Here is a 26,049-nt window from a genome sequence, read left to right on the forward strand (position 1 = left end):
CTTGTTCGGCTCCCGCCTTACTCCGCCGCTTCCTTGCGCGGCGGATCGAGCGCGCCGGAGTCGTGGATCTCGGCGACCTGGTGGTCGCTGAAGCCGAGGACCTGGCGGAGGATTTCGTCGGTGTGCTCGCCGAGCAGGGGAGAGCGCGTCACATCCGCCGGGCTGTCCGACAGCTTGATCGGGTTGCCGACCGAGAGGTACTTGCCGCGGGTCGGGTGGTCGACCTCGACCAGGGTGCCGGTCTTGCGCAGCGACTCGTCCTCGGCGATCTCCTTCATCGAGAGAATGGGACCGCAGGGGATGTCGAACTCGTTCAGGATGTCCATGGCCTCGAACTTGGTCTTGGTCATGGTCCACTGCTCGATGCGGCCGAAAATCTCGTTCAGGCGCGGCAGGCGGGCGGCGGGTTTGGCGTAGTTCGGGTCGGTCTTCCAGGTCGGCTCGCCGATGACGTCGCAGATCTTCTCCCAGACCGGGGCCTGGGTGATGAAGTAGATGTAGGCGTTCGGGTCGGTCTCCCAGCCCTTGCACTTCAGGATGCGGCCCGGCTGGCCGCCGCCGGAATCGTTGCCGGCGCGCGGCACGGCGTCGCCGAACGGCACGCCCTCGCCGAACTGGCTGTATTCCTTCAGCGGACCGTGGTCGAGGCGCTGCTGGTCGCGCAGCTTGACGCGGCAGAGGTTGAGCACGCCGTCCTGCATCGCGGCCGTGACGCGCTGGCCACGGCCGGTGTGGGTGCGCTGATAGAGCGCGGTGACGATGCCGAGCGCCAGATGCAGGCCGGTGCCGGAATCGCCGATCTGCGCGCCGGTGACCAGCGGCAGGCCGTCACGGAAGCCGGTGGTCGAGGCCGCGCCGCCGGTGCACTGGGCGACGTTCTCGTAGACCTTGCAGTCCTCGTAGGGGCCGGGGCCAAAGCCCTTGATCGAGGCGACGATCATTTTCGGGTTGATCGACTGGATCTTCTCCCAGGGAAAGCCCATGCGGTCGAGCACGCCGGGGCCGAAATTCTCGACCAGCACGTCGCACTTCTTGATCAGCTCGGTCAGGACTTCCTTGCCCTTCGGGTTCTTGGTGTCGAGCGTGATCGACCGCTTGTTGTGGTTCAGCATCGTGAAATAGAGGCTGTCCACGTTCGGAATGTCCTGCAGCTGGCCGCGGGTGATGTCACCCACGCCCGGACGCTCGACCTTGATCACGTCGGCGCCGAACCAGGCCAGCAGCTGGGTGCAGGTCGGTCCGGACTGGACGTGGGTGAAGTCGAGAATGCGAACGCCCTCGAGCGCCTTGGTCATGTTGTTCCTCTCCGTATCGAATGGTCATCCCGCATCACGCGGGCAGGTGATGTGGGGTGGCCTTACTTCTTCTTCGTCAGCACGCTCTGCGGATTGAGGTTGCCGATACGGCCGCTTTCCGAGCCCGCCGCGGGATCGATCACGGCGTTGATCAGGGTCGGCTTGCCGGAATCCATCGCCTCGTTGACGGCGCGCTTCAGCTCGTCCGGCGAGGTCGCGTTGACGCCGACGCCGCCGAAGGCCTCCATCATCTTGTCGTAGCGCGCGCCCTTGACGAACACGGTGGTCGCCGGATCGGAGCCCGCCGAATTTTGGTCGGTGCCGCGATAGATGCCGTCATTGTTGAAGATGACGACGCAGATCGGCAGATTGTAGCGGCAGATGGTCTCGACTTCCATGCCGGAGAAGCCGAAGGCTGAGTCGCCCTCGATCGCCAGCACCGGCTTACCGGTCTCGACGGCGGCTGCGATCGCCGAGCCCATGCCGATGCCCATCACGCCCCAGGTGCCGACGTCGAGCCGCTTGCGCGGCTGGTACATGTCGATCACGCCGCGGGCGAGGTCGAGCGTGTTGGCGCCCTCGTTGACCAGGATCGCGTCGGGGCGCTCCTTGATGATGGTGCGGAGCACGCCGAGCGCACCGTGATAGTCCATCGGCGAGTTGTTGTTCATCAGCCGCGGCGCCATCTTGGCGACGTTGTCCTCACGCTTCTTCTGCACCGCGCTCAGCCATTCAACCGGCGCCTTCTGCCAGCTGCTGCCCATCGCGTCGGAAAAGGCCGTGACGACCGAGCCGATGTCGCCGACCACGGGGGCCGCGATCTCGACGTTGGAGTCCATCTCCTTCGGCTCGATGTCGACCTGGATGAACTTCTTAGGTTGATCGCCCCAGCTCTTGCCCTTGCCGTGCGACAGCAGCCAGTTGAGGCGGGCGCCGATCAGCATGACGACGTCGGAATCCTTCAGCACTGTCGAGCGCGCCGCGCCGGCGCATTGCGGATGCAAATCGGGCAGCAGGCCCTTGGCCATGCTCATCGGCAGGAACGGCACGCCGCTCTTCTCGACGAAATTCTTGATGGCCTCGTCGGCCTGCGCGTAGGCCGCGCCCTTGCCGAGGATGATCAGCGGACGCTTGGCGCTCTTCAGAACGTCCAGCGCGCGCTTGACGGAGTCGGGGGAGGGGATCTGCGCCGGCGCCGGATCGATCACCTTCACCAGCGAAGCGCTACCTGCCTGCGCGTTCATCACCTGGCCGAACAGTTTGGCCGGCAGATCGAGATAGACGCCGCCGGGACGGCCCGACACCGCGGCGCGGATCGCGCGGGCGAAGCCGATGCCGATGTCCTGGGCGTGCAGCACGCGGAACGCCGCCTTGCACAGCGGCTTGGCGATCGCGAGCTGATCCATCTCCTCGTAGTCGCCCTGCTGCAGGTCGACGATCTCGCGCTCCGAGGAGCCGGAGATCAGGATCATCGGGAAGCAGTTGGTCGTGGCATGCGCCAGCGCCGTGAGGCCGTTGAGGAAGCCCGGCGCCGACACCGTGAGGCAGACGCCCGGCTTCTTGGTCAGGAAGCCGGCGATCGCGGCGGCGTAGCCGGCGTTCTGCTCGTGGCGGAAGGAGAGCACGCGGATGCCTTCAGCCTGCGCCATGCGGCCGAGGTCGGTGATCGGAATCCCCGGAACGTTGTAGATCGTGTCGATCCCGTTCAGCTTCATCGCGTCGATGACGAGATGGAAGCCGTCCGTCAGTTCCTCGTGGGTGTCCGCCTCGGTCTTCATGGCTGTCTGCGGCATGCGCCTCTCCCTGGTCGTCTATGAAGGCGCATTCCGCGTCTTCTGTTTGAAGTTAGCTGAATAGTTCCTGGCCGTGCGTCTCGACATAGGTCGCGAGGCCCAGCGTGTGATCACGGGCGCGCTTCTCGGCGAGCTCGGTGTTGCGTTCCTCCAGCGCCTCGATGATCGCGAGATGCTCGGGCAGGGACGCCGCGATGCGGTCGGTGCGGCCGATCGTGAGCTGGCGATAGCCGCGCACATGGAGCAGAATGTCGTTGGTCATGTCGACCAGCACCGGCGACTCCGACAGCGAGATCAGCGCCTGATGAAACGCGATGTTCGCCTTGGAATACTCCTCGATGTGCTCCTGCGGCGGACGGTCCTTGCCGAAATCCTTGAAGTAGTCGCGCAGCGCCGTGATGTCCTTCTTGCGCGCGATCGTGGTGATGAGCCGCGCGGCCATGCTCTCCAGCGCCGCCCAGGCGCGGATCATGTCGACGATCTCGCTCTTGGTCCGGCGCACCACGACGATGCCCCGGCGCGGCACGGTTTTCACGAAGCCGTCCTGCTCGAGCATCGCGATCGCTTCGCGGATCGGCGTGCGGCTGACACCGAGGCGTTCGGAAAGCGCGCGCTCGTCGAGCATGACAGGCTCGGGCGAGGCGTAGATGTCCATCTTCAGAATCGCTTCTTTCAAGGCCTCATAGGCCTTATTCTTGAAGCTCGTCTCCGGGGCGATGCGAGCGATCGCGATGTCAGCCTCGGCCATGATGGGCAATGCCTTGTTCGTTTTCTCTGTCGACACGACCGATCTCCTCTCCTTGGGAGATCACTGTGTACAGCATTTTGCGTCCAATATTTTTGGCATACCAGATGCCAGACTGTCAAGATGACCGATTTTTCCGCGTTTCCACATCTTCGATGCGCTTGACAAAGTTTGCTTCTGGCATACCAAATGCCATAAACCACGAGCAATCCCCCAGGAGGAAGCCCCAATGTCTGACGCCATCCCGAACGCCAAGGCCACGATCCGAGACGTGCTCGATCGTGTGAAGGCGGACAAACGCACCGCCCTCACTGCTCCCGAAGGCAAGATCGTCTGCGACGCCTACGGGATTCCGGTGCCGAAGGAGGGATTGGCCAAGTCGGCGGCCGAGGCGGCGAAGCTCGCCGGCGACATGGGTTTTCCGGTGGTGATGAAGATCGTCTCGCCGGACATCCTGCACAAGACCGAAGCGGGCGGCGTCATCGTCGGCGTCAAGACGGCTGATGATGCGCAGAAGGCTTACGACACCATTCTCGCGAATGCGAAGAAGTACAAGGCCGACGCCAAGATCGAAGGCATCCAGGTGCAGCAGATGCTGACCGGCGGTACCGAGGTGATCGTCGGCTCGATCACCGACGGCTCGTTCGGCAAGCTGGTCGCCTTCGGCCTCGGCGGCGTGCTCGTCGAGGTGCTGAAGGATGTGACATTCCGTCTCGCCCCCGCGACCAAGGACGACGCCCTGTCGATGCTCGACGGCATCCAGGCGCACGAAATGTTGAAGGGCGTGCGCGGCGGCGATGCCGTCAGCCGCGAGGCGCTGGCGGACGTCATCGTCAAGGTCTCGAAGCTGGTCAGCGATTTCCCCGAGATTGTCGAGCTCGACCTCAACCCGGTGTTCGCGACGAAGAATGGCGCGATCGCCGCCGACGTCCGCATCGTCGTCGATTTCGACTACAAGCCCCGTCCGGCGCCGCGCTCGAACGAGGAAATCGTCACCGCGATGAACCGCATCATGAAGCCCCAGGCGGTCGCCGTGATCGGCGCCTCCGCCGAGGACGGCAAGATCGGCAACTCCGTGATGAAGAACCTGATCAACGGCGGCTACAAGGGCCAGATCTACCCGATCCACCCGAAGGCTTCCGAGATCCTCGGCTACAAGGCCTATAAGAGCGTCAAGGACGTGCCGGGCGTGATCGACACCGCGGTGTTCGCGATCCCCGCGAAGTTCGTCGCCGGCGCGCTGACCGAATGCGGCGAGAAGCAGATCCCCGGCGCGGTGCTGATCCCCTCGGGCTTCGCCGAAGCCAACGAGCCGGAGCTGCAGGCCGAGATCGTCGAGATCGGCAAGAAGTACAATGTCCGCCTGATGGGGCCGAACATCTACGGCTTCTACTACACGCCGGCCAATCTCTGCGCGACCTTCTGCACCGCCTATGACGTCAAGGGCCACGCGGCGCTGTCGTCGCAGTCGGGCGGCATCGGCATGGCGATCATCGGCTTCTCGCGTTCGGCCAAGATGGGCGTGTCGGCGATCGTCGGCCTCGGCAACAAGTCTGACATCGACGAGGACGATCTGCTCGCCTTCTTCGAGCAGGACCCGAATACGAACCTGATCGCGCAGCACTGCGAGGACCTCAAGGACGGCCGCGCCTTCGCTGAAGCCGCCAAGCGCGTCTCCAAGAAGAAGCCGGTCATCGTGCTCAAGGCCGGCCGCACGTCGGCCGGCGCCAAGGCCGCCTCGTCGCATACCGGCGCGCTCGCCGGCAACGACAAGATCTATGAGGACGTGCTGAAGCAGTCCGGCGTCATCCGCGCCCGGAGCTTGCGCCAGCTGCTCGAGTTCGCCCGCGGCGTGCCGGTGCTGCCGACGCCGAAGGGTGAGAACGTCCTCATCATCACCGGCGCCGGCGGTTCGGGCGTGCTGCTGTCCGACGCGGTGGTCGACAACGGCCTGTCGCTGATGACGATGCCGCCGGATCTCGATGCCGCCTTCCGCAAGTTCATCCCGCCGTTCGGTGCCGCCGGCAACCCGGTCGACATCACCGGCGGTGAGCCGCCGATCACCTATGTGAATACGGTCAAGCTCGGCCTGTCGGACGAGCGCATCCATGCGCTGATCCTCGGCTATTGGCACACGATCGTGACCCCGCCGATGGTGTTCGCGCGCAACATGGTCGAGGTGAAGAAGGAGATGGAGGCCAAGGGCTTCGTGAAGCCGATGGTCGCCTCGCTCGCCGGCGACGTCGAGGTCGAGGAAGCCGCCGAATATCTCTACCAGAACGGCATCCCGGCCTACGCCTATTCGACCGAGCTCCCGGTCGAGGTGCTCGGCGCCAAGTACAAGTGGGCGCGCGGCGCGGGCCTGCTCTAAGTCATACTTATGCGAATGCCGCTCCGGCCGCTGGCCGGGGCGGCACTTTCTTCTGTGCGTGACGAAGCAAGATCCGTCCGTCCTGCAACGACGCCGCCTTTAACGGCCGCGCAGAGAGGCGCCACGTGATCCGTCGCAAGACGATCGAGCCACGCAGCGATGCCGCGGCCGAGCCCCGCGACGGCGGCGTGCAATCCGTCGGCCGCGCGCTGCAGATCCTGGAAATTCTGGCCGAGGACGACGAGGGCTATCGCCTCAGCGATCTCGCCATCCGCGCCGGGCTCTCCACCTCCACCGTGCATCGCCTGCTGACGACCCTGGAAAAGCGCCGCTTCGTCCAGTTCGACCGCATGGAATCGAAATGGCACGTCGGCGCGCAGAGCTTCGCCGTCGGCGCGACCTTCACCCGCCGGCGTAATTTCGTCACGCTGGCGATTCCCTATCTGAGGAGGCTACGCGACCAGTCGCGCGAGACCGCCAATCTCGCCGTCGTCGACGATGAATCGCTGATGGTGCTGCTGCGGCTCGACAGCCGCGAGATCATGCGTTCGCTGACCAAGGTCGGCGGCCGCCTGCCGATGGTCGCCTCCGGCATGGGCAAGGCGGTGCTCGCGACCTATTCCGACGACGACGTCAACGCCATCATCCACCGCCAGGGCATGCCGCGCCTGACCGAAAAGTCCATCATCCGCGCCAGCGACCTGTTCCGCGAGCTCGAAACCATCCGCCGCCAGGGCTACGCAGTCGACGACGAGGAAGCCCGCCTCGGCCTGCGCTGCATCGCCGCCGTCGTCCACGATTCCTGCCGCGAGCCGCTCGCCGCGATCTCGGTGTCGGGTTTGGCGAGCCGGCTGACGGAGGAGCGGGTGCCGGTTGTGGGGGCCATGGTGCGGGACATCGCGGCGGAGCTCACCGCGGCGCTGGGAGGGGTGGGGCCGGCCAGCGGCAATGGGGTTCGACAGACTGACTGACGACGACCCAGGACGTGGTGGCTAGTCTGGGCGATGATTTGCGCGACTGAAATGGCAGCTTGCGCAGTCCAGCCCTGTTACCGATATGAGGAGCGGGCGTCGTAGGGAGACGATCATTGATGTCCGACATCGTAACGCGGTTGCGCAGCCTCGCAAATGACATGACGGACTGGGATGGCTCCATCATGACCAATTGGGACAGATGGCGCGCGGAGTTTGCAAATGGGAACAAGGCATCGTGGCCGCGCGATGCATTCCAGGGCTTCTTGACTGACTACGCGGAAGCCATGACAGCCGCGGCTGACGAAATTGAGCGGCTGAGAACGGCAAACAGAACGCCTCGGGTCTTGCCGTAGGGTGGGCAAAGCAGCCGCCGCAGGCGGCAGCGTGCCCACCATCCATCGACGAACTCAGCGGCCGACGGTGGGCACGGCGCCACGACGATATCGTGTCAGGAGGCGCACGCGCGCGCCTTTGCCCACCCACCGAATCGTTCTGCTCGGTTACGTGCGCGGTCACCTGAATGCATCGAAACCAGAATCTGGCGAGGTCCTCGAACATGACGTCGATCAAGGATCTCGAGCCATGCCGCTATTTTCCCGTCGCATGTGATGCGCTCGTCACGGTGGGATGGCTCGGGACCGACACCGCATTCGACACCGGGGCGGTCAGCGGCCCGTTCGTGAACAGGCTGAAGGAGCTCTGCTCGGAGCCCTGGCAGCCGTTCGCGAGTGCCGGCGTCCATGCCTGTGAGCTGTGCCAGTTCGATGGCCCGACGAGATCGGCGAATGTCTTCGTGCCCCATCGGGGCAGGATCTACGTGGCGCCCGTCCTGATCGTCCATTACGTCGCGGCGCACTGGTACCGTCCGCCGGACGTGTTCATCGATGCCGTCCTGGCATGCCCGCCGATCCGCAGCATGGCCTACAAGACGGCACTGCTCGACAATGGCGGCCGCAATCTGGTGTCACCACCGAAGGCGCCTTGACGCCCGCCGCAGTCTGGGCAAAGCGGCCGCCGCAGGCGGAAGCGTGCCAACCGCCCCATCGCATCGTCGTCGAAATGCGCTCAGTTGACGGCAGTGCCGCTGGCGTCGACAATCCCGTTCGAGGCGAGTGGCCGAGCCAGCACAACCGCGCTGCCGCCACGGAGTCATGCCAATGTCCATCAGCGACGCTGAGATCTTCGATCGATGGCTCAACAAGGCCGGCGAGTACGGCGGGATCGTCCCGCCTCGCGTCGCATCGAAACTGATGGCGGGGGGACGGCTCGTGATGAGGTCTCTTCCAACCGAAACCTGCACGCGGACGATCGTCCGGCGAATGGCTCCCGAGAAGGCGCTCGCGTTAGGGACAGCCGCGCTTGCGAAGCTCGGCAAGCTGATGCCCGAGGACGACATCGCGCCACCCCGGCGTATCCTCAAGGCGGTCATCGGCGCTGGCTTCTTGAACATGAACCCTGCAATCGTGCGGCTCGAAATCGTCGATCGCGAGTCCGGCGAATGCGAGTTCAGGATCAGCACGCTGGCGAAAGAGGGCTTCGTCCTCAAGCAGAACACCGCGCCGAAGGCGCTTGAGCGCGTCACCGCGGAGCTGCGGACACTGATCGGCCTCTATCCATAGGCCGAACGACCGGATCCCAGTCGCGATGAGTGCCGTACAACGATCGAGGCGAGCAGGCTAGAACGCCCGCGTCGCAAGCATCGTCTTGATCACGACGGCGTAGGCCGCAAACGTCAGGACATAGGCGACCGCCAGCGCGACGCCGCCGCGGAGCGAGAGTGGCTTCAGCTGGATCGCTTGATGTCCGGTCAGATAGCGCTGCAGCGCGAACAGCAGGAACGGGATGCCGATCAGCCAGGAGTGGAAATGCAGCGCCAGGACGAGGCCGGCCACGACGCCGATCCAGCCGGCGAGCAGGGCGGCCTTGCGGCTGGCCGAGCCGATCAGCGCGTTGAGAACGAGGCCGCCGTCGAGCGGATAGATCGGCAGCAGGTTGGCCGCGTTGATCACCGCGAACATCTCCATCGCCAGGCGCGGGTCGGATTTGCCGGCCGGCATGATCGCGAATAGCGCGAGCGTCGGGATCAGGCTCATCGCCGGCCCCATCAGCGCGATGAAGCCGAGCCGGCCTTCGCTGCCATAGGCGGTCTTCGGCACGATGGCGCCGCCGAAGAAGGGGACGAGGTAGACGGCGTGGATGCCTACGCCGGCCATCAGCATCGCTGCGGCGTGACCCGCCTCGTGGATGGCGAGGACGATCGCCAGCAGCACCGCCTCCTTCAGGCTGAACATGTACCAGAAGCTGGCCAGCGCCAGCGCCGAGAGCACCAGACCATGATTGGCGAGGTCGGCGAGACGGCTGTGCGTGCCGGCCTCCCGCTCGCATTCGGCCTTGATCAGTTGCGTCAGCCTGCGCACGCTGAGCGGATAGATGATGCGGTCGCGAAAGCTGCGGATCGTCAGCTCGTTGAAAATGGTCAGCAGCGTCCCTTGCGCGGTGGCGGTGATGCTCACGCCCGCCTGCGCATCACGTCCGCCCTCCGGCGGCACGCTCAGCTCATGCGCCACGTTCTGGGACCGGATGATCCCGTTGGCATCGTCGCGCTCGATCTCGCGGTAGACGCCTTGTGTTCGCGGCTGTCCGCTCACGGCGACGCGGCCGAGCCAGAGGTCGGGGCTTCCGGGCAGGGGTTCGCGGGTGATCTCGAGCACCGGTGGCCCGTTCAGCACCATCCGCTCGGCGACGTTGAAGCGCCACACCGCGTCGCGAGGGGCGTTGATCAGGATCTGGGCCTCGTAGCGCTGCCGTTTGCGGCCCCTGACGGCATCGACCATCGCCTGCATGACGCAGATGACAAGACGCAGCAACTCGATCGGCACAGCCAGCAACCTGAGCATGGGATCCTTCACAGGTGACGTATTCGTGATCTCTCGCCCCTAGGGTGCGCAGCCGATGTCGTCAAGGTCAGGGACGGTGAAGGAGCCCCCACTGCCCAAGGCGTAATCAAATCCGCCGCCCTATTTGGGCTTGCCGTCGCCTGCATCGCGCGCAACGATCGTGGCGGATCACCTGAACACGTCCAGCGAGTTGTGCCATGTCCAAACTCACCCGCTTCTCGGTCGCTCCTCTGCACAGCATGACGCGGCGGCTCGCCGATGTCGCGTCGGGCCGCGTCGCGCCCGATCTCGTCATCACCGGGGCGCGGGTGCTGTCGACCTATTCGGAACGTATTCTTCCGAGCCGCGAGCTCTGGATCTCCGGCGGACGCGTGGCCGCGGTGAAGCCGGCGGGCGCGCACAAGGCGCTCGCGAGCGGCTTCGCGATCTACGACGCCGCAGGCGGCATTATCGCGCCGGGTCTCGTAGATCCACACATCCATATCGAATCCTCGATGGTGACCGCCTGCGCCTATGCGGAAGCCGCACTGCTCAACGGCACCACGACGATCTTTTGCGACAGCCACGAGATCGGCAATGTGATGGATGTCGCCGGCGTCGAGGCGATGCTGGAGGATGCGCGGCAGGCGCCGCTGTCGATCTTCCTCACCGTGCCCTCGACGGTGCCGGCGACATCGGCGGCGCTGGAGACCGCCGGCGGCGATCTCACGCCGGACAAGATCGCCGGCCTGTTCGATCGCTGGCCGGAGGCGGTGGCGCTCGGCGAGAAGATGGATTTCGTGCCGGTCTGCATGGGCGACGAGCGCAGCCACGCCATTCTCGCAGCCGCGCTGCAACGCGGGCGGCCGGTGTCGGGCCATGTCTATGGCCGCGAGTTCGTCGCGGCCTATGCCGCGAGCGGCGTCACCGACACCCATGAGGCGATCGACCGCGACATCGCCGACGATCTGCTCGATGCCGGCGTCTGGATCTTCCTGCGCGGCGGGCCGCCGACCACGCCGTGGCACAGCCTGCCGCAGGCGATCCGCACCATCACCGAGTTCGGCGCCTCGCACAAGCGCACCGCGGTCTGCACCGACGATCGCGACGCCGACGATCTCATGCTGTTCGGCTTGGACTGGGTGGTGCGCGAGGCCGTCAAGGCCGGGATGTCGCCGGAGCAGGCGTGGTCGATGGGCTCGCTGCACGGCGCGACGCGCTTTGCGATGGACGGCGAGATCGGCGGCCTCGGCGGCGGCCGCCGCGCCGATCTGGTGCTGCTCGACGATGGCCTCAAGCCGCAATCGACCTGGTATGGCGGCGAGCTCGTCGTCGACAAGGGGAAAATCACCTCACGGCTCGATCAGGCCTTGTCGCAGCGCTATCAGTATCCGACGGCAGCTTACGCCACGGTGAAGTTGCCGGCGCAGATGAAGCTCACGCCGGCGCTGCCGGCCAAAGCTTGCACCGTCAACGCGATCAAGACCGCGCTACCGGGCATCACGCTGATCCATGAGAAGGTCGCGATCGAGCCGGCCAATGACTGGGAGACGCTGTTCGCGCGCCACGGCCTGTGCTTCGTCGCCGTGATCGAGCGCCACGGCAAATCGGCCGGCAATGTCGCGCACGGGCTGTTGAAGGATTTCGGCCTCAAGCGCGGCGCCGTCGCCTCCAGCGTCGGCCATGACAGCCACAACATCATCGTCGCCGGCACCAACGAGGCTGACATGCAGGCGGCCATCGCCGCGATCGGCGCGCAGCAGGGCGGCGTCTGCGTCGTCGCCGACGGGAAGGTGAGGGCGATGGTTCCATTGCCGATCGCCGGCCTGCTGTCGGACAAGCGCGTCACGGAGGTCGCCGATGAGGTGAAGCTCTTGAAGACAGAATGGGCCGAGGCCGGCTGCACCATTCCCTACATGGGCTTCAATCTGATTCCCCTATCGGTCATTCCGGAAATTCGCATCACCGACAAGGGACTCGTGCTGGTGCCGCAGATGGAGCTGGCGCCGCTGTTCGAATAGCATGATCGCGCCGCCAAGCTGTTAGGACATGTCAGCTCGCTTTCGTCCTAACTAACTGAGGCTGCCGCTGTTTTGCCGGACGTGCCGCATCGTGGGAAAAATCGACGACTGAATTGAGATGACCGCCCGCAGCAGCGATCCTCGCGCATCAACCAAACGGGAGACGCGAGATGGCGAAGATGCGGGCGATCGATGCTGCGGTGCGGATCTTGGAGAAGGAGGGCGTCACCTGCGCCTTCGGCGTTCCCGGAGCGGCCATCAACCCGCTCTATTCCGCGCTGCAACGGCGCGGCTCGATCCGCCACATTCTCGCCCGCCATGTCGAGGGCGCCTCGCACATGGCCGAGGGCTACACCCGCGCCAAGGCCGGCAATATCGGCGTGTGCATCGGCACATCAGGCCCGGCCGGTACCGACATGATCACCGGGCTCTATTCGGCGATCGCGGACTCCATTCCGATCCTCTGCATCACCGGCCAGGCGCCGCGCGCGCGGCTCTACAAGGAGGACTTCCAGGCCGTCGACATCGAGCAGATCGCCAAGCCCGTGACCAAATGGGCGGTGACGGTGCGCGAGCCCGGCCTCGTGCCGCGGGTATTCAGCCAGGCCTTCCACATCATGCGCTCGGGCCGCCCGGGCCCGGTGCTGATCGACCTGCCGCTCGACGTCCAGCTCGCCGAGATCGAGTTCGACGACGAGACCTATGCGCCGCTGCCGGTCTACAAGCCCGCGGCGAGCCGCAAGCAGGTCGAGAAGGCGATGGAGATGCTCAACGCCGCGGAGCGTCCGCTGATCGTCGCCGGCGGCGGCATCATCAACGCCGATGCCAGCGATCTGCTCGTCACCTTCGCCGAGATCGTCAACGTGCCGGTCGTGCCGACGCTGATGGGGTGGGGCGCCATTCCCGACGATCACGTGCTGATGGCCGGCATGGTCGGCCTGCAGACCAGCCATCGCTACGGCAACGCCAACTTCCTGGAGTCCGACTTCGTGCTCGGCATCGGCAATCGCTGGGCCAACCGCCACACCGGCTCGCTCGAGACCTACACCAAGGGCCGCAGCTTCGTGCATGTCGATATCGAGCCGACCCAGATCGGCCGCGTCTTCAATCCCGAGCTCGGCATCGTGTCCGATGCCAAGGCGGCGCTGGAGCTGCTCATCAGTGTCGCGCGCGAATGGCGCAAGGCGGGCCGGCTGCGCGAGCGGCAGGCGTGGCCGGCGGCGTGCCAGGACCGCAAGCGCACGATGCTCCGGCGCAGCGATTTCGACCAGGTGCCGATCAAGCCGCAGCGCGTCTATCACGAGATGAACAAGGCGTTCGGCCGCGACACCTGCTATGTCAGCGTCATCGGCCTGTCGCAGATCGGCGGCGCGCAATTCCTCCGCGTCAACCATCCGCGCCACTGGATCAATGCGGGGCAGGCCGGCCCGCTCGGCTGGACCCTGCCGGCTGCGCTCGGCGTCCGCGCCGCCGATCCCAAGCGCGAGATCGTCGCGCTGTCCGGCGACTACGACTTCCAGTTCCTGATCGAGGAGCTCGCGGTCGGCGCCCAGTTCAATCTGCCCTACATCCACGTCGTCGTGAACAACGCCTATCTCGGCCTGATCCGCCAGGCGCAGCGCGGCTTCTCGATGGACTATCAGGTGCAGCTGTCGTTCGAGAACATCAACGCGCCGGAGGTCGGCGGCTACGGCGTCGACCACGTCGCGGTCGCGCAGGGCCTCGGCTGCAAGGCGATCCGCGTCACCGATCCGCGCGACGCGCAGGCGGCGTTCGCCACCGCGCGCGAATGGATGGCGGAGTACCAGGTGCCGGTCGTCGTCGAGTTCGTTCTGGAGCGCGTCACCAACATCGCGATGGGGACGGAGATCGACAACGTCGTCGAGTTCGAGGAGGTGCTCGATCTGCCGGTGGACGAGACGCCGGCCGAGCCGCAACGCACGCTGCAGCCGGCCTGATCGCATCCGCCGCTCTCATCCGAGGATCATCACATGCCGCGCTTTGCCGCCAACCTCACGATGCTGTTCAACGAGCTGCCGTTCATCGAGCGCTTCGCCGCCGCCAAGGCGGCCGGCTTCAGCGGTGTCGAATATCTGTTTCCCTACGAGTTCGACAAGGCCGAGCTGCGCGAGCAGCTCGCCCGCCACGGCCTGACCCAGGTGCTGCACAATCTGCCCGCCGGCAACTGGGCCGCCGGCGAGCGCGGCATCGCCATCCTGCCGGACCGCGTCGACGACTTCCGCGACGGCGTCCGCCGCGGCATCGAATACGCCCGGGCGCTGGACTGCCGCCAGCTCAACTGCCTCGTCGGCATCGCGCCCGATGATGCCGATCCGCGCGAGCTCAACCAGACGCTGGTGCGCAACCTCCGCTTTGCCGCCACCGCGCTGAAGGCGCAGGGCATCAAGCTGCTGATCGAGCCGATCAACACGCTCGACATGCCCGGCTTCTTCTTGAGCCGCACCGCCCAGGCGCTGCAACTGATCTCGGAGGTCGAGTCCGACAATCTGTTCGTGCAATACGACATCTACCACATGCAGATCATGGAGGGCGATCTCGCCCGCACCCTGCAGAAGCACCTCGTCCGCATCGCCCATATCCAGCTCGCCGACAATCCCGGCCGCCACGAGCCCGGCACCGGCGAGATCAACTACGCGTATCTGTTCCGCCACCTCGACGCCATCGGCTATGCCGGCTGGGTGGGCTGCGAGTACAAGCCGTTGATGACCACGGAGGAGGGGCTGACGTGGCTGACGGACCGCTCACTCGCCCCGGCATGCTGAGCCTCGCACGGATCACCCTCCAAGGCATTCTCGAAAGCCGCAGCAAACACGCAGCCCCGCGGCTCCCGCCAGCCAGCTTGCAGCCGCCTTGACCGGCTCCGCGACACCGGCCTGCTATTTTCGTGTGAACTGCCACTGCTGGATTGGGAATGGCTTCGCAGCGGCCATACCGTCTATTGTGAGAACGAGCGCTCGCGCTCCGCACGCGCCATCTGACGCGGAAAGCGTGAACCGTACGCTGGGCTGAGCGTACCTCTCCACCATCAAGGCCTCCCACATATGGGGGAACGGTGCATACTGGAATTGGATTCGATCAAGGCTGACATCGTGACCGACCACGCGAATCCTGGCCTTCTTGAAGTCTGATCTGAACGGGGCCACAAAGATCGCGCCTCCTTGAAGAGTCATCCGTTGAACTGGCTGGAATGCAACGGACCCCACTTCCATTTTCGGCTCTGGTGGGAGCGGATCTGCCTCGACCTCCCATTTGCTGTCGGATTTCGTCAGGTTGGCGTAAAGTTGAGGCGCAGGACACGTTGGCTCGCCCGCCTGGGCGGCTTCGTTGGAGAGACCACCCAGAGCAAGCATGATGCCAAGCTGTATGTGACCCATGGCACGTAAGCTCATTTTTGCCTCCTGAACGAGGTTGTCTGCCGCCAGTTTGTGAAGCCGACTTTCACGAGCATGGCTCGGTCCCTGAAGTTCAGCATTGCGCCTGCACATTGTTCTAGAACCCACGGATTGGTAGTCTTGTCTGGATGACGACCGCATAGGCCGCGAATGTTGCGATGTAGGCGGCCACGAGCGCAAGGACGAGCGAATGAATTCGATGAAGTATTCACAAAGAGTGATACTCCATGCACCGCCGTGGGATTCAGCAGCCCTTGCTGCATTCGTTGAGCATTGTATCCGGGACGGGGTTAAATTGGTCTGCGTGATCGGACCGGACTGCCGCAGAGCCGAAGACGTCATCGACGAACTGGTTGTCGGTCTTGGCGATGGTTCTGGCCGATTGCTGATGACGACATCACATCCCGGCGAGTCGATCGACGAGGTGCGATCCTTCGCGGAAGCTTTTGCTTTGGGTATCGACACGTCCGTGCCGGTGCAGACAGTCACGCTTTAGCTGCTCGGTGGACCGAACCTCACCGCCGATGGCATCCTATCCGAGCTGAAGCTCGACAATCCAAGTTGCAACTCACGAGGCGACGATGACAACCGATTTTGATCCTGCGAGGCTCGAGAGCGCCTGGGCGCGCTACAGGGCGAAGGCCACCGAGGCGCATGCTCCCTTCATCAGCTACTTCAACGAGGGCGCCACGACGGCCCAGATCGAGTCGGCCGAGCGAGAGGTCGGTTGCGGGTTTCCTCCGGACCTCCGCCGATTGTTGAGCCTCCACAATGGAAGCGGCGATCATCAGGTCCTGCCTGGATGGGAGCTGTTCTCGGCCGAGCGCATCGCTGAGGAGTGGAAGATCTGGGCCGACCTTTATCGCACGCAGTTCAAGCCCGAGAACTACAGCTGTGACCCGAGCGGGCCGATCAAGGGCGATGAATGGTGGCGCTTGCGCTGGATTCCGTTCTGCGGAGACGGCGGCGGTAACCATCTCTGCGTCGACATGGAGCCGGCCGAAGGCGGCAGCAGCGGCCAGGTCATCACGATGTGGCACGACGATGCCCGCCGCGACCTCATCGCGGGCTCACTGACCGAGTTCATCGAGATCATCGCCGACGACTTCGAGCGAGGCGCGCTGACCTGGGACGACGAGTGGGGCGGGGTGTACGAGTCCAATCAGGCGTGAACACAGATCGTGACATGCGTGCGTTCGGCGCCAGCCCGGCCTATCGCCGCGAGGCGAGGGTCGGACCGGATGACGACCATGATGGATCGGCGGCGCCGCTCTGCAGCGTCGCGCGGCGTTCGGCGACGGCATGGTTGAACAAGTCGAGAACCAGGCCGAATGCAGTCAGGTCCTCCTGTTCGACGGCGCCGTCGTCATAGCCTTTCAGGGTCTCGGCGATGATCCCGTCGATCTCCCGTTGCAAGGTCAGCAGATCCTGCTCGGACGCGGCATTGCGCACCTCCGACACTGCGGCCAGAATGCGGTTGCGGCCGCTGGTGTCGTCGTCCACTTCATCCCGGTTCAGATAGCGGCGCAGCCATTCGGCCGCCGAGCCGATGCCGGACAGAACGAGCAGAGCGAACCAGAAGTAGTCGCTGTACTTGTCCAGGAAGGTCCGTTCCGTGCCGTTGATCACCGCGGCGGCGCCGCGATGCACGGACGGCTCGGTCTCCTTCTCGGTGTCGGGCTTCATGATGTGCGAAGCGCCGGCGAGGCCTTGCGTGATCGTGTCGCGGACCGCGAACAGCTGCCGGAAGAACGCCGCCGCCTTGGCTTCGGACAGTTCCTTCTTGGCCAGGATCAAATGATTGACGCTGATCGTGTCGACCTTGTCCTCCGGCCAGGCCGGCTTCGCGCTGAAGACGCTGCCCGGGATTTCCTCCGCCTCGTAGCGCGGATGCTTCAGGGCAATGGCCTCTGACGCGTCGATCGGAAGAAAAGTGGGAGCGCCGCGAACCCGCGAGGTTGCGGTGATCGCATCCACCGTGATCTTGCTGTCGAGCGGACCGACCGCGAGATACGCGTCGATGGTGGGGTCCTGCGCCAGTTTCTCGATCTCGTCCGTCCCGAATTGAGCGGTGGCGACCTTGTCGGGTGTCACGCCGGAGCCCTCCAGAATGGCCTGGAGCACAGCCAGATTGGCTCCGGTCTTCCCGATGATGCCGACCTTGTGACCCGCCAGATGGGCGATATCCGCGATCTTGCCGCCGGCCTTTGACTTGGTGGCGTTGCCGCGACGCCCGGAGGCCGACCACAGCACGACATAGTTCTTGCGCAGGACGGCCAGCGTCTGCGCATCGGGCGGCATGCTGAGGTCGCCGCGGCCGACTGCCAGATCGGCTTTGTCGGCGGCCAGCAAAGCGAGGGATTCAGCCGCTCCCGCGGTCGTGATCGGCGCGAGCCGGACGGTCCTGCTTTCTTCGCTGAACGCGTCGGCCATCGCCTGGACCACCTTCTGGTCGTCGCTCCCTGCCGGTCCGACGGCGATCCGCAGAGTCTCGGGCTGCAGGACGTAGAACAGGCCGGCCGCAGCGGCGCCAAAGGCGAGAAATCCCAGGGCAAGCACGATCAGCAGCCGTCGTTGACGGCGATCGTGAGCACTCCTGACCACATCCGACGATGACATCAGCGAACCCTCGGCGAAAACGCGTGTTGGCTTCCAACGCGCTGGAACTTGGGCGAACCGGTGTCCGTCCGGAATGTTCCGCCGCGTTTCATCGAGTTCGGGATACAGGAGTCCTCTTCGATGGTCGCCGGTCCGAAAAAGAGACCCTCGACGAGAGTCCACCTCTCGGAATCACGGCAAGTGCCGGATCACCAGTGCGACAACGCCCATGAACAGAGCCACAACGAGGACCGCGCTGACCACGACCTTGTGCATTTTATCGCTCATGAAGTGAACGCCAATCCACCACACGAAAAACTCGGGTGTACATCACATATGGAGCCTAGAGGCGGCGGGGGGTGGCAAAGATGATCCGAGATCCCTTCGGATTGCGCAGGACTATTTAAACCCAAAGACGTTCCCTGCATATCCGGAGATCGTCCGCGGGAAGTCTTCTGCAATGACCAGCCGCTCCTCGGGACGGTCGGAGGCCGCCAGGGACACCTTCCCAATCGGGGCCAGGCAGCCATGTTCTCCATAGCCGGGGTCGTCACACTTGAACTTGCCGCCTGCGGTCGATGTCCACTGCGCCGGGTGCAGCGACCATGAATCGGGCTGGCCCGGTGCATGATGGCAGCTGAACATGATGATGCGGCCATCCGGCGCATAGTAGGTGCCCTGCGTGGGGCAGGCGTAGACGTGACCCTGCGCGTCGGTTGCCGTCTCGGCCGACATGAACGTATTGCCGATCAGCAAGGCCATGGCGCGGTCTCCGGTCACCGGCACTGTCGTGCCGTTGCCAGACCCGTGACCGGGCGTTTCGATCTCCCGCGCGAAATCCGCAGATTTCACCCTCATGAGCTCGCCTACGCCCTCGGGGCGTTCGATCAGCGGGGCGATCGTCGCATTTGCCTTGACCACGGCGTAGACGTTCGCGTTGAAGGTCAAGTAGCGGCCGATGACGCCAGTCCGTTTGTCGGGCCGAGGAGCCGCAAAAAGCCGAGGCGCACTATAAGACCTGTAGGTTGGATCGTCGCATCTCCAGGGAATCTCAAAACAGATCATTGGCCCGTCGACCGTCCAATGACTAATCCAGCAGTCGCTACCAACGCATTGATAGGCGGTGTGGCGATCCTTGAAGTAAAAGCTCATGTCGCTCACGGACGATCGAAGGTACGGCGCCGAATCCGACTTCCTGATCAAGACGGAGTTGCCGATCAGGAAGTTGATCGCATCGTCTCCGGAGAGCGCGACGTAGCCGCGCTTCAGCAAGTCCTTCGTCCTGTCCGGCAGATGCTGCACCTTCTTGCGCTGCTGCGCATGGGCGCTGGCTCCAACAGGTGGACATGCCGTCCCGAGAACGCCTGCTGTCATCGCGATCGCGAAACCTAAACGTCGGCAGGCTCGCTTCAGGGAGCCAGTCCAAGCCATCATCACCGTCAACCTCCGCGGGAATGCACGGTGTCTTAGTCTCATCGTCTGGTGAAGTCAGCCGACGCTCAGGGGATGGTTAACGATGCAAAAAGAGCCCCCGGTGCCCAGCGTACAGCCCGCTCGGACTGCCGATAACGGCGAAAGTGTAAAAACCTTGAGCATAAAAATTGCACTGTCACCGTTATGCCTGATAGCGCCACTCGCGGATGGTGCTGACGACGCGAGTTTCCATGCTCGCATGGTGCGGCGGATCACTGCCTCGTAAGAGCTCTATCAGTCGTATTGAAAAAATAAGTCGTGCGATTGGGGGTCAAAATTGAAGCGAACTGATCTGTCAATGGGGCTACAATTGTCAGCGACGACTCTGACCAATAGCTCAAAAGAAGCGGCCGGAGCGTTGTTCCCAAATATGTGAACATAATGGTTTGGCATCCAGGAGACACCAAGCCACAAAGTATGTGCTCCAGGCATCAAGTCGAGTGAAGCCAGATTCAGGTAAAAAAAGGCGCTTGGGGGAATGCTGCGCGGACTGGAAGGGCTACCGTTGGACCACTCGAGCTCCAGGACCTCTTCCTGCACGTCGGTATTCATACCATTCGCTGAGTGCTGAATTCCAATTATGTAGCCTTTGCAGTTATGCACCGTAGACCGGCCTTGATTTTGGATGATTAAACGCAGGAACTTGGCGTCATGTGTAGGGACTGGATTGCCCCGTGCGGTGGTTACATAGCAACCTTTACCTTGGATCAGGTGCGCGCTTAGAATTGGGCGAGACCACCAACTACGAATCCAAGTTAGGAGCGAAGCCACTACACTTCCTCCGAGGAATCCAATCAACACACTGGGTATCCACGTCACATCCGCCCCCTGCTGATCTGAGTACAAAAACGGCAATCCAAGAAACAGCCATAGTGCAACGGCGGCCAATGAGCTGACCACGATCACATCTTCGGTGTCAGGTCGATTAGATAGTGCCACAGAAAATGCCACGTTTATACCCCAGCGAATTTAGCTCCCCGAGCGCGCGAGACGTTGACGGAAATCGAGTGCGTCTACAAGGAGAGTGAGCACTGAACAAATCGATCAGTGTCATTCATTTCGAAGCGAGTTGGAATATCAGCTTTGGGCAAAAGCAGGCTTCCGTCATTCCTATGGCTTGCTTCCGGTTGATCGCCAAAGCGGTCCTCCGGCAGTCAATGATTTGCTTCCGGTTGTGGCTGAAGGCGGACGTCTCAACGTCGATCTGAAGGTCGGGACTGAGTCGGGCGTGTGCCCGACGGGCAAATCAGTTCCTGACCTTTGCGCACTTCCGGTTCGGACCGCAAGCACGAGAGGCGTAACGTGCTGTGTCGCATCAATCGAATTCGCTTTCTTGATCAACTTGTTGTCGCGCTCGCGGGCGACAGTCAAAGAAAACAGTTTCTTTTTCTCAGAAATCATGCATGATGCACCCATCCTGCCTCGTTGAGAGGGACGTTGCGCGCGATCGTCACGACACGTGAGGCGGGGATGCGGTGGCCGTGAGGTGTCGCAGCGTGCGCTTGCGCATGTGGACGAACGACACATCACGGACGCGAAGTCGTGTGGTCCTGGCCTCCCGGTGCCGAGGTCAAGGCCGTGTCGAGGGCTCATGTCCTCGCGCGGACGACGGGGTCAAATCAGCCGGTCCCCGGGGAGAGCACGAAGGAAGCGTTAAGACCGCCGCGCAGGGAATGCCGGTTGACCGGCTTTGCCTGTGGTACCTGCCGCCTGCATTTTTTTCCGCAGGCGGGCCATGGGTGGGGCCTTCACCCGGCATTCCCTGCGCCCTCTCGATCTCATCGAAGGGCGACCGATCCCAGAACTCGGGCGTGATCCGCCGCGAGGTCGCTCATGCGCGCCGCTGTTTGAAACGTGGATAGACCTTGAACCCTCTTTGTCATCTCCAGGTGCGGATCCTCGCTGTCCGTTCCTGGGAAAATGATGAAGTTTCGGCCATCTGGAACCGGAACCGCGAGCGAGCCCTCGGTGTTGAGCGGGCACCTTGAACACACTGGAGGAGAGAATGATGAGGACCCGTCTTGCCGTTTCGCTGATCGCCACGTCGCTGCTGGCCTCGACCGCCGCGTTCGCCCAGTCCACCACCGTCGAAGGCGCCGCCAATGGCGCGGCCGCAGGTGGTGCCGTCGCCGGTCCGGTCGGCGCGATGGTCGGCGGCACGGTGGGCGCCGCTGTCGGCGCTGCCGTGGAAATTCCGAACGCCGTGATCACCTCGATCGATGCGGAGCGTGCGCCGTCGGTCGTCGTGCGCGAGCGCGTCGTGGTCGGCGAGCCGCTGCCCGACACCGTCGAGCTGCGCCCGGTGCCGCGCTACACCGAGTATCGCTACGCCGTCGTGAACGATCGCCGCGTCATCGTCGATCCGCGCACCCGCCGCGTCATCAAGATCATCGAGTGATCTGACGCGACCCACGCCACGAGGGCCTCGCTGCGACAGCGGCGGGGCCCTTCGCGCATCAGGTGGTTTGCGGACGGAATTGCCGCGCGAGCCAATCCAGCACGGCCGCCAGGCCGAAGCCGATACAGGCGGTCGCCGCATCGACGACGAAATCCTCCAGCCGCGCGTGGCGCCCGGGCGCCAGGAACTGCGCGAGCTCGAGAGCGCCGATCAGGATCACGGCGATGGCGGCGGTTCGCACACGGTGACTGCTGTAAGCGAGGCCGAAGGCCAGCCCGATCAGGACGAAAGCGAGCGCGTGCTCGCCATCCTGTCCGAGATGCGAATGAGGCCGAGAACTTGGCGGGCCGAGGGTTGCAAAAGCGACGGCTGCGGCAAGCAGCCAGGCAGACCATTTAAAAGCCAGTTTCATGTATCCTGCTTAGCACGTTCCGGGCCACAAGCCGGGCTCACAGCCGCTTGAGGCGTCGGTGTAGTTAACGGCGACAGGCCAGGGCCGTTTCCCAGGACCGGCGCGCCCGTCAGATCGGCTGCCGAACGCCCAGTCCCTGCATGAAGCGCTCGCGGATCTGCGAGGGATCGCGCCGGGTGGCGCCGACGCCGGTCGTGTCGTCGATCCGGGCCCCGATCAGCATCGGGCCGTCCGTGGTCAGTGCGACGTCGACCAGTCTCTCTAGATCCTCCTCGTCGGCGGCCCAGTGGCTGGCGGCAATGCCGCAGCCGGACGCGATGGCCACGATGTCGGCATCCCGCGCGGGAGTCGGCTGGCCGCCGGTGATCTGGTAGATGCCATTGTCCATGACGATGATGGCCAAATTGTTCGGCGCCAGCGTCGCAATCGTGGTCAGGCAGCCCAGCTGCATCAGCAGCGAGCCATCGCCTTCGAGCGCGAACACGCGGCGTTGCGGCTGCGCAAGCGCGACGCCGAGCGCGATCGGGCAGGCGAGTCCCATGCTGCCGAGCATGTAGAAATTCTGCGGCCGCGCCCCCGTCGCCCAGAGGTCGAAATTGGTGTTGCCGATGCCGCCGATCACGGCTTCCTCTTGCGTCAGCCTGGTCACCAGCCGGCGTGTGAGGTCGAAGCGATTCATGATCTTGGTGTTGCGGGTGCGGTCGCTCATGCGAACACCTTTCCGCCCGTGAGCAGCGGCGACAGGATCAGCGCCACCGGCGCCTGCGTGGCGACCGCCTGCTTGATCGAACGGTCGACGATGAAGTCGAGCTCGTCGAGGCGCGTCATGGTGTGATGCTCGATCGCCAGCGCATCGAGCACCGGCCGCATCGTCCGGCACACCAGCGACTGGCCGACATTGAACTCGCCGAGCGTGCCGCGCTCGGAGACGATCATGATCAGCGGGATCTGGCAGGGCACGACCAGCGAGGCGAGCGCGTTCGGCAGGGTCGCGAAGCCGGAGGTCTGCATCAAGAGCGCGCCGCGCCGTCCGCCCATCCAGGCCCCGGCGAGAATGCCGACCGCTTCCTCTTCGCGCGCGGTGGCGAAGGTCGTGAAAGAGGAGTCGTCGTGCAGGCCCTGGATCAGCGGCGTGAGGACGCGGTCGGGAACATAGGGGACGAGGCTGACCTCGTTGCGCTTGAGCGCGGTCAGCACGATCTCGTGCCAGTTCGGAGCGGATGCTGATCGTGCCGCGCCGGCATCGGCCGCCATGGTTCGTCCTCCCATGCGCCGGGCTTGCGCGGCGTCGGCCCGAGCTTGACGCGGCGCGGACGATTGTCAACATGCCGCGCCGGCCGGTCAGGCATCCGCCGTTCGAGGCCGCAATCAAGAGCAACAACCAGGAGGTCGCCTGTCCATGGCCGCGAATTCGAAGCGCGTCTTCTACGTCAAATATCTCGCGCACCCGATCTTCAGCGAGCTGCTCGCCGCGCGTCCCGACGTCCGCCTCGACCGGCTGGAGAACGACAGCGCCGAGGCCGAGACGACGCCGATCCTCGCGGCGGCGCATGCCTACCAGATCGGCGCCGCCCGCGACGAACTCGCCCCGCGCTTTCACGTCGATGCCGATCTGCTGCGCCGTGCCCCGAACCTGCTGATCGTGTCGAGCAATGGCGCCGGCTACGATCCGGTCGATGTCGAGGCCTGCACGGCGGCCGGCGTGCTGGTGGTGAACCAGTCCGGCGGCAATGCGCACTCGGTCGCCGAGCACACGCTCGGCATGATGCTGACCCTGTCAAAGCGCATCATCCAGTCCGACCGCAGGCTGCGGCGCGAGCGCGACGTCAACCGCAACGACCTGATCGGCAACGAGGTGCAGGGCCGCACGGTGGGCATCGTCGGCCTCGGCAATGTCGGCCGGCGGGTGGCCGAGCTGTGCGGCGGCCTGCTCGGCATGACGGTGCTGGCCTACGATCCGTACCTCTCGGCCGAGGAGATCGCCGCGCGCGGGGCGGAGAAGGTGGAGCTGCACGAGCTGATGCGGCGCTCGGACTTCGTCTCGATCAACTGCCCGCTGACCCGGGAGAGCCGCGGCATGATCGGCGCAGCCGAGTTCGCGCTGATGCAGCCGAGCGCCTATTTCGTCACCACGGCCCGCGGCTTCATCCATGACGAGGACGCGCTGCTCGCGGCCTTGACCGAACAGCGCATCGCCGGGGCCGGGCTCGACGTCTGGTCCAAGGAGCCGCCGCCGCCGGACCATCCGCTGCTGCAGCTCGACAACGTGCTGGCGAGCCCGCACACCGCCGGCGTGACCCGCGAGGCGCGGCAGAACATGGGGCGGATCGCCGCCGAGCAGCTGCTCGCCGCGCTCGATGGCAGCCGCCCGCCGCGGCTGATCAACCCGGAGGCGTGGCCGCGCTACAGCGCAAGGTTCCGCGAGGCGTTCGGAGTGACGCCGGAGTAGGCGAGGGGGGCGGAAGAGGCGGAGAAGATTTCATGCGTCGCAGGCCGCGGCGCAGCAATAAATCTTCTCTCCGGAACGGCCACGGCGAAGCGGACATTGCTATTTCCGCCGCCGTCTCGACAGTCGGCCGGCCGGCCCTCATTTTTCCAGGAGCGCCATGAGCTTAAGCCTGATCTTTCGCTCGGCGCCGAAGGGAAACAGGTCCAATGCGCCGGCTGAACGCCATCCTGAAGTCTGCTCCTGGCCGCGTGCGGCGCGCGGTCTCCAGGTTTGTCGCCATCGCCGCCGCGAGCCTGCCCTCGGCCGGCGCCTGAGCCGGTTCCGTCAGCCGCATCAATTATTTGCGTCGGCTGCTTGATATCGGTCAACAGCGAGCGCCCAAGCGCGGTAACATCACCTTCGAGCACTGCTTCAGGATGCAGGGAGGTTGCATGTCGCGCTATGTCATCCATTTCATGAAGGACGTGCTGGGCGAGAACGGCCGCCAGTGCGAAATCTGCCAGAGCACGCTGGAGGTTGAGGCGGAGAGCGAAGGCGAGGCGGCAGAAATCGCCAAACAGGAGTTCTGCAAGACGCAGAACCTGCGCGACTGGTCGCTGCACGCCGACCGCATGGAAGTGAAGGCGGCGGATTTTCCGTCCTGATGGCGAGCTTCAGCGGCCGAGGGCCGCCGGCGCCTCGGTCGCGCCCGGGCCGAGGGAGCGCTGGACCATCACGGTGTCCGACCAGCGCCCGTAGCGGAAGGCGACGCCGGGCAGCAGGCCAACCCGGGCGAAGCCGAACCGCTCGTGGATCCCGAGCGAGGCGGTGTTGTCGGCGTCGATGTAGCCGATCATCTGCCGATAGCCCGCCGCCGCGCAGGCATCGATCAGCGCCTGCATCAACAGCCGGCCGACGCCGCGGCCGAGATGCTCGTGATGGACGTAGATCGAGTGCTTGACCGCGAAGCGATAGGCCGGCCGCTTCCTGAACTGCACGACATAGGCATAGCCGACGACCTCGCCGCGGAACGTCGCCACCAGATGCGGCAGGCGCTGGCTGCGCAAATTCTTGCGCCGCTGCTTGAGATCATCGGGTTCGGGCGCGCCGGTGCCGGCCGCACTGTCCTCGACACCCCGGCGGACGTGCCGCCGGTAGATCGACAGCATCGCCTCGACGTCCTCATCGCGCGACGGACGCACCAGCACCGGAGGCTCGGTGTCGAGAACGGGGGCGGTGTCGTCCATGGGCG

The 26,049-nt window shown here is 64.6% G+C and carries 24 protein-coding genes; 13 read left to right on the plus strand and 11 right to left on the minus strand.

Annotation, left to right across the window (positions count from 1 at the left end; genetic code table 11):
• Window positions 1–17 precede the first annotated feature (17 nt).
• From frc to ACQR0Z_RS11455, 3 genes are all read right to left on the minus strand, one after another.
• The gene (gene frc, locus ACQR0Z_RS11445) at window positions 18–1,295 is read right to left on the minus strand and encodes a formyl-CoA transferase (RefSeq protein WP_434918635.1); all 1,278 of its coding nucleotides are present in this window, start codon (window positions 1,293–1,295) and stop codon (window positions 18–20) included.
• A 62-nt stretch (window positions 1,296–1,357) separates the two neighbouring features.
• Complete coding sequence (gene oxc, locus ACQR0Z_RS11450) at window positions 1,358–3,088, minus strand: oxalyl-CoA decarboxylase (protein ID WP_434918636.1); 1,731 nt, start codon at window positions 3,086–3,088, stop codon at window positions 1,358–1,360.
• A 52-nt stretch (window positions 3,089–3,140) separates the two neighbouring features.
• Window positions 3,141–3,872 carry a GntR family transcriptional regulator gene (locus ACQR0Z_RS11455; protein WP_006610670.1) on the minus strand — a complete coding sequence of 244 codons (732 nt, stop codon included), beginning with the start codon at window positions 3,870–3,872 and terminating at the stop codon, window positions 3,141–3,143.
• A 190-nt stretch (window positions 3,873–4,062) separates the two neighbouring features.
• On the opposite strand from ACQR0Z_RS11455, the gene ACQR0Z_RS11460 reads away from it, so the two are divergent.
• The 5 genes from ACQR0Z_RS11460 (at window position 4,063) to ACQR0Z_RS11480 (ending at window position 8,797) form a co-directional block, all read left to right on the plus strand.
• Window positions 4,063–6,204, plus strand: a complete 2,142-nt coding sequence (locus ACQR0Z_RS11460) for an acetate--CoA ligase family protein (protein WP_434918637.1) — start codon at window positions 4,063–4,065, stop codon at window positions 6,202–6,204.
• A 125-nt stretch (window positions 6,205–6,329) separates the two neighbouring features.
• Entirely contained in the window at window positions 6,330–7,175 is an 846-nt protein-coding gene (locus ACQR0Z_RS11465; protein WP_434918638.1) for an IclR family transcriptional regulator, read from the plus strand.
• A 119-nt stretch (window positions 7,176–7,294) separates the two neighbouring features.
• Window positions 7,295–7,531 (plus strand): hypothetical protein, encoded by a 237-nt coding sequence (locus tag ACQR0Z_RS11470; RefSeq protein WP_434918639.1) that lies wholly within the window; start codon window positions 7,295–7,297, stop codon window positions 7,529–7,531.
• 203 nt (window positions 7,532–7,734) lie between these two features.
• A complete protein-coding gene (locus tag ACQR0Z_RS11475) occupies window positions 7,735–8,163 on the plus strand; it encodes a hypothetical protein (RefSeq protein WP_434918640.1) in 429 nt (142 codons plus the stop codon).
• A 127-nt stretch (window positions 8,164–8,290) separates the two neighbouring features.
• The gene (locus ACQR0Z_RS11480; RefSeq protein WP_434918641.1) at window positions 8,291–8,797 is read left to right on the plus strand and encodes a hypothetical protein; all 507 of its coding nucleotides are present in this window, start codon (window positions 8,291–8,293) and stop codon (window positions 8,795–8,797) included.
• Window positions 8,798–8,854: 57 nt separating this feature from the next.
• Here ACQR0Z_RS11480 and ACQR0Z_RS11485 read toward each other — a convergent pair whose 3' ends face one another.
• Window positions 8,855–10,075, minus strand: coding sequence for a metalloprotease (locus ACQR0Z_RS11485; protein ID WP_434918642.1), 1,221 nt, complete (start codon window positions 10,073–10,075; stop codon window positions 8,855–8,857).
• A 197-nt stretch (window positions 10,076–10,272) separates the two neighbouring features.
• Here ACQR0Z_RS11485 and ACQR0Z_RS11490 point away from each other — a divergent pair, with 197 nt between their 5' ends.
• The 3 genes from ACQR0Z_RS11490 to hyi all read left to right on the plus strand — a co-directional run bounded on the left by ACQR0Z_RS11490 (window position 10,273) and on the right by hyi (window position 14,858).
• Complete coding sequence (locus ACQR0Z_RS11490; protein ID WP_434918643.1) at window positions 10,273–12,075, plus strand: adenine deaminase C-terminal domain-containing protein; 1,803 nt, start codon at window positions 10,273–10,275, stop codon at window positions 12,073–12,075.
• Between the two features lie 170 nt (window positions 12,076–12,245).
• The gene (gcl, locus tag ACQR0Z_RS11495; RefSeq protein WP_434918644.1) at window positions 12,246–14,033 is read left to right on the plus strand and encodes a glyoxylate carboligase; all 1,788 of its coding nucleotides are present in this window, start codon (window positions 12,246–12,248) and stop codon (window positions 14,031–14,033) included.
• 33 nt (window positions 14,034–14,066) lie between these two features.
• Entirely contained in the window at window positions 14,067–14,858 is a 792-nt protein-coding gene (gene hyi / locus ACQR0Z_RS11500; RefSeq protein ID WP_434918645.1) for a hydroxypyruvate isomerase, read from the plus strand.
• A 114-nt stretch (window positions 14,859–14,972) separates the two neighbouring features.
• Here hyi and ACQR0Z_RS11505 read toward each other — a convergent pair whose 3' ends face one another.
• Window positions 14,973–15,485: a hypothetical protein gene (locus tag ACQR0Z_RS11505; protein ID WP_434918646.1), complete on the minus strand. Its 513-nt coding sequence runs from the start codon at window positions 15,483–15,485 to the stop codon at window positions 14,973–14,975.
• Window positions 15,486–15,678: 193 nt separating this feature from the next.
• Between ACQR0Z_RS11505 and ACQR0Z_RS11510 the strand changes: the two genes are divergently transcribed.
• Together ACQR0Z_RS11510 and ACQR0Z_RS11515 are read left to right on the plus strand one after the other, a co-directional pair.
• On the plus strand, window positions 15,679–15,984 hold the full coding sequence (locus ACQR0Z_RS11510; RefSeq protein WP_434918647.1) for a hypothetical protein: 306 nt from the start codon (window positions 15,679–15,681) through the stop codon (window positions 15,982–15,984).
• Window positions 15,985–16,069: 85 nt separating this feature from the next.
• A complete protein-coding gene (locus tag ACQR0Z_RS11515) occupies window positions 16,070–16,660 on the plus strand; it encodes an SMI1/KNR4 family protein (RefSeq protein ID WP_434918648.1) in 591 nt (196 codons plus the stop codon).
• Between the two features lie 40 nt (window positions 16,661–16,700).
• Here the strand turns inward: ACQR0Z_RS11515 and ACQR0Z_RS11520 are convergent, their stop codons facing one another.
• Together ACQR0Z_RS11520 and ACQR0Z_RS11525 are read right to left on the minus strand one after the other, a co-directional pair.
• Complete coding sequence (locus ACQR0Z_RS11520) at window positions 16,701–18,107, minus strand: TAXI family TRAP transporter solute-binding subunit (RefSeq protein WP_434918649.1); 1,407 nt, start codon at window positions 18,105–18,107, stop codon at window positions 16,701–16,703.
• 378 nt (window positions 18,108–18,485) lie between these two features.
• Complete coding sequence (locus ACQR0Z_RS11525; protein WP_434918650.1) at window positions 18,486–19,520, minus strand: hypothetical protein; 1,035 nt, start codon at window positions 19,518–19,520, stop codon at window positions 18,486–18,488.
• Window positions 19,521–21,567: 2,047 nt separating this feature from the next.
• On the opposite strand from ACQR0Z_RS11525, the gene ACQR0Z_RS11530 reads away from it, so the two are divergent.
• Window positions 21,568–21,957 carry a DUF1236 domain-containing protein gene (locus ACQR0Z_RS11530; RefSeq protein WP_015665892.1) on the plus strand — a complete coding sequence of 130 codons (390 nt, stop codon included), beginning with the start codon at window positions 21,568–21,570 and terminating at the stop codon, window positions 21,955–21,957.
• Window positions 21,958–22,015: 58 nt separating this feature from the next.
• On the opposite strand, the gene ACQR0Z_RS11535 is transcribed toward ACQR0Z_RS11530, so the two are convergent.
• The 3 genes from ACQR0Z_RS11535 to ACQR0Z_RS11545 all read right to left on the minus strand — a co-directional run bounded on the left by ACQR0Z_RS11535 (window position 22,016) and on the right by ACQR0Z_RS11545 (window position 23,623).
• Window positions 22,016–22,369 (minus strand): VanZ family protein, encoded by a 354-nt coding sequence (locus ACQR0Z_RS11535; RefSeq protein ID WP_434918651.1) that lies wholly within the window; start codon window positions 22,367–22,369, stop codon window positions 22,016–22,018.
• 109 nt (window positions 22,370–22,478) lie between these two features.
• Window positions 22,479–23,078 (minus strand): thiamine pyrophosphate-dependent enzyme, encoded by a 600-nt coding sequence (locus ACQR0Z_RS11540; RefSeq protein WP_434918652.1) that lies wholly within the window; start codon window positions 23,076–23,078, stop codon window positions 22,479–22,481.
• Window positions 23,075–23,623, minus strand: a complete 549-nt coding sequence (locus ACQR0Z_RS11545; RefSeq protein WP_434878300.1) for a thiamine pyrophosphate-binding protein — start codon at window positions 23,621–23,623, stop codon at window positions 23,075–23,077. Before ACQR0Z_RS11545 ends, ACQR0Z_RS11540 begins: the two co-directional genes overlap by 4 nt.
• A gap of 145 nt (window positions 23,624–23,768) precedes the next feature.
• Here ACQR0Z_RS11545 and ACQR0Z_RS11550 point away from each other — a divergent pair, with 145 nt between their 5' ends.
• Window positions 23,769–24,818 carry a hydroxyacid dehydrogenase gene (locus ACQR0Z_RS11550; RefSeq protein ID WP_434918653.1) on the plus strand — a complete coding sequence of 350 codons (1,050 nt, stop codon included), beginning with the start codon at window positions 23,769–23,771 and terminating at the stop codon, window positions 24,816–24,818.
• Between the two features lie 431 nt (window positions 24,819–25,249).
• On the plus strand, window positions 25,250–25,462 hold the full coding sequence (locus ACQR0Z_RS11555) for a hypothetical protein (RefSeq protein WP_434861933.1): 213 nt from the start codon (window positions 25,250–25,252) through the stop codon (window positions 25,460–25,462).
• Window positions 25,463–25,471: 9 nt separating this feature from the next.
• Here ACQR0Z_RS11555 and ACQR0Z_RS11560 read toward each other — a convergent pair whose 3' ends face one another.
• On the minus strand, window positions 25,472–26,044 hold the full coding sequence (locus tag ACQR0Z_RS11560) for a GNAT family N-acetyltransferase (protein WP_434918654.1): 573 nt from the start codon (window positions 26,042–26,044) through the stop codon (window positions 25,472–25,474).
• Window positions 26,045–26,049: the final 5 nt, after the last annotated feature.

It is taken from the genome of Bradyrhizobium sp. HKCCYLS3077, assembly GCF_051167555.1.
Taxonomy (GTDB): domain Bacteria; phylum Pseudomonadota; class Alphaproteobacteria; order Rhizobiales; family Xanthobacteraceae; genus Bradyrhizobium.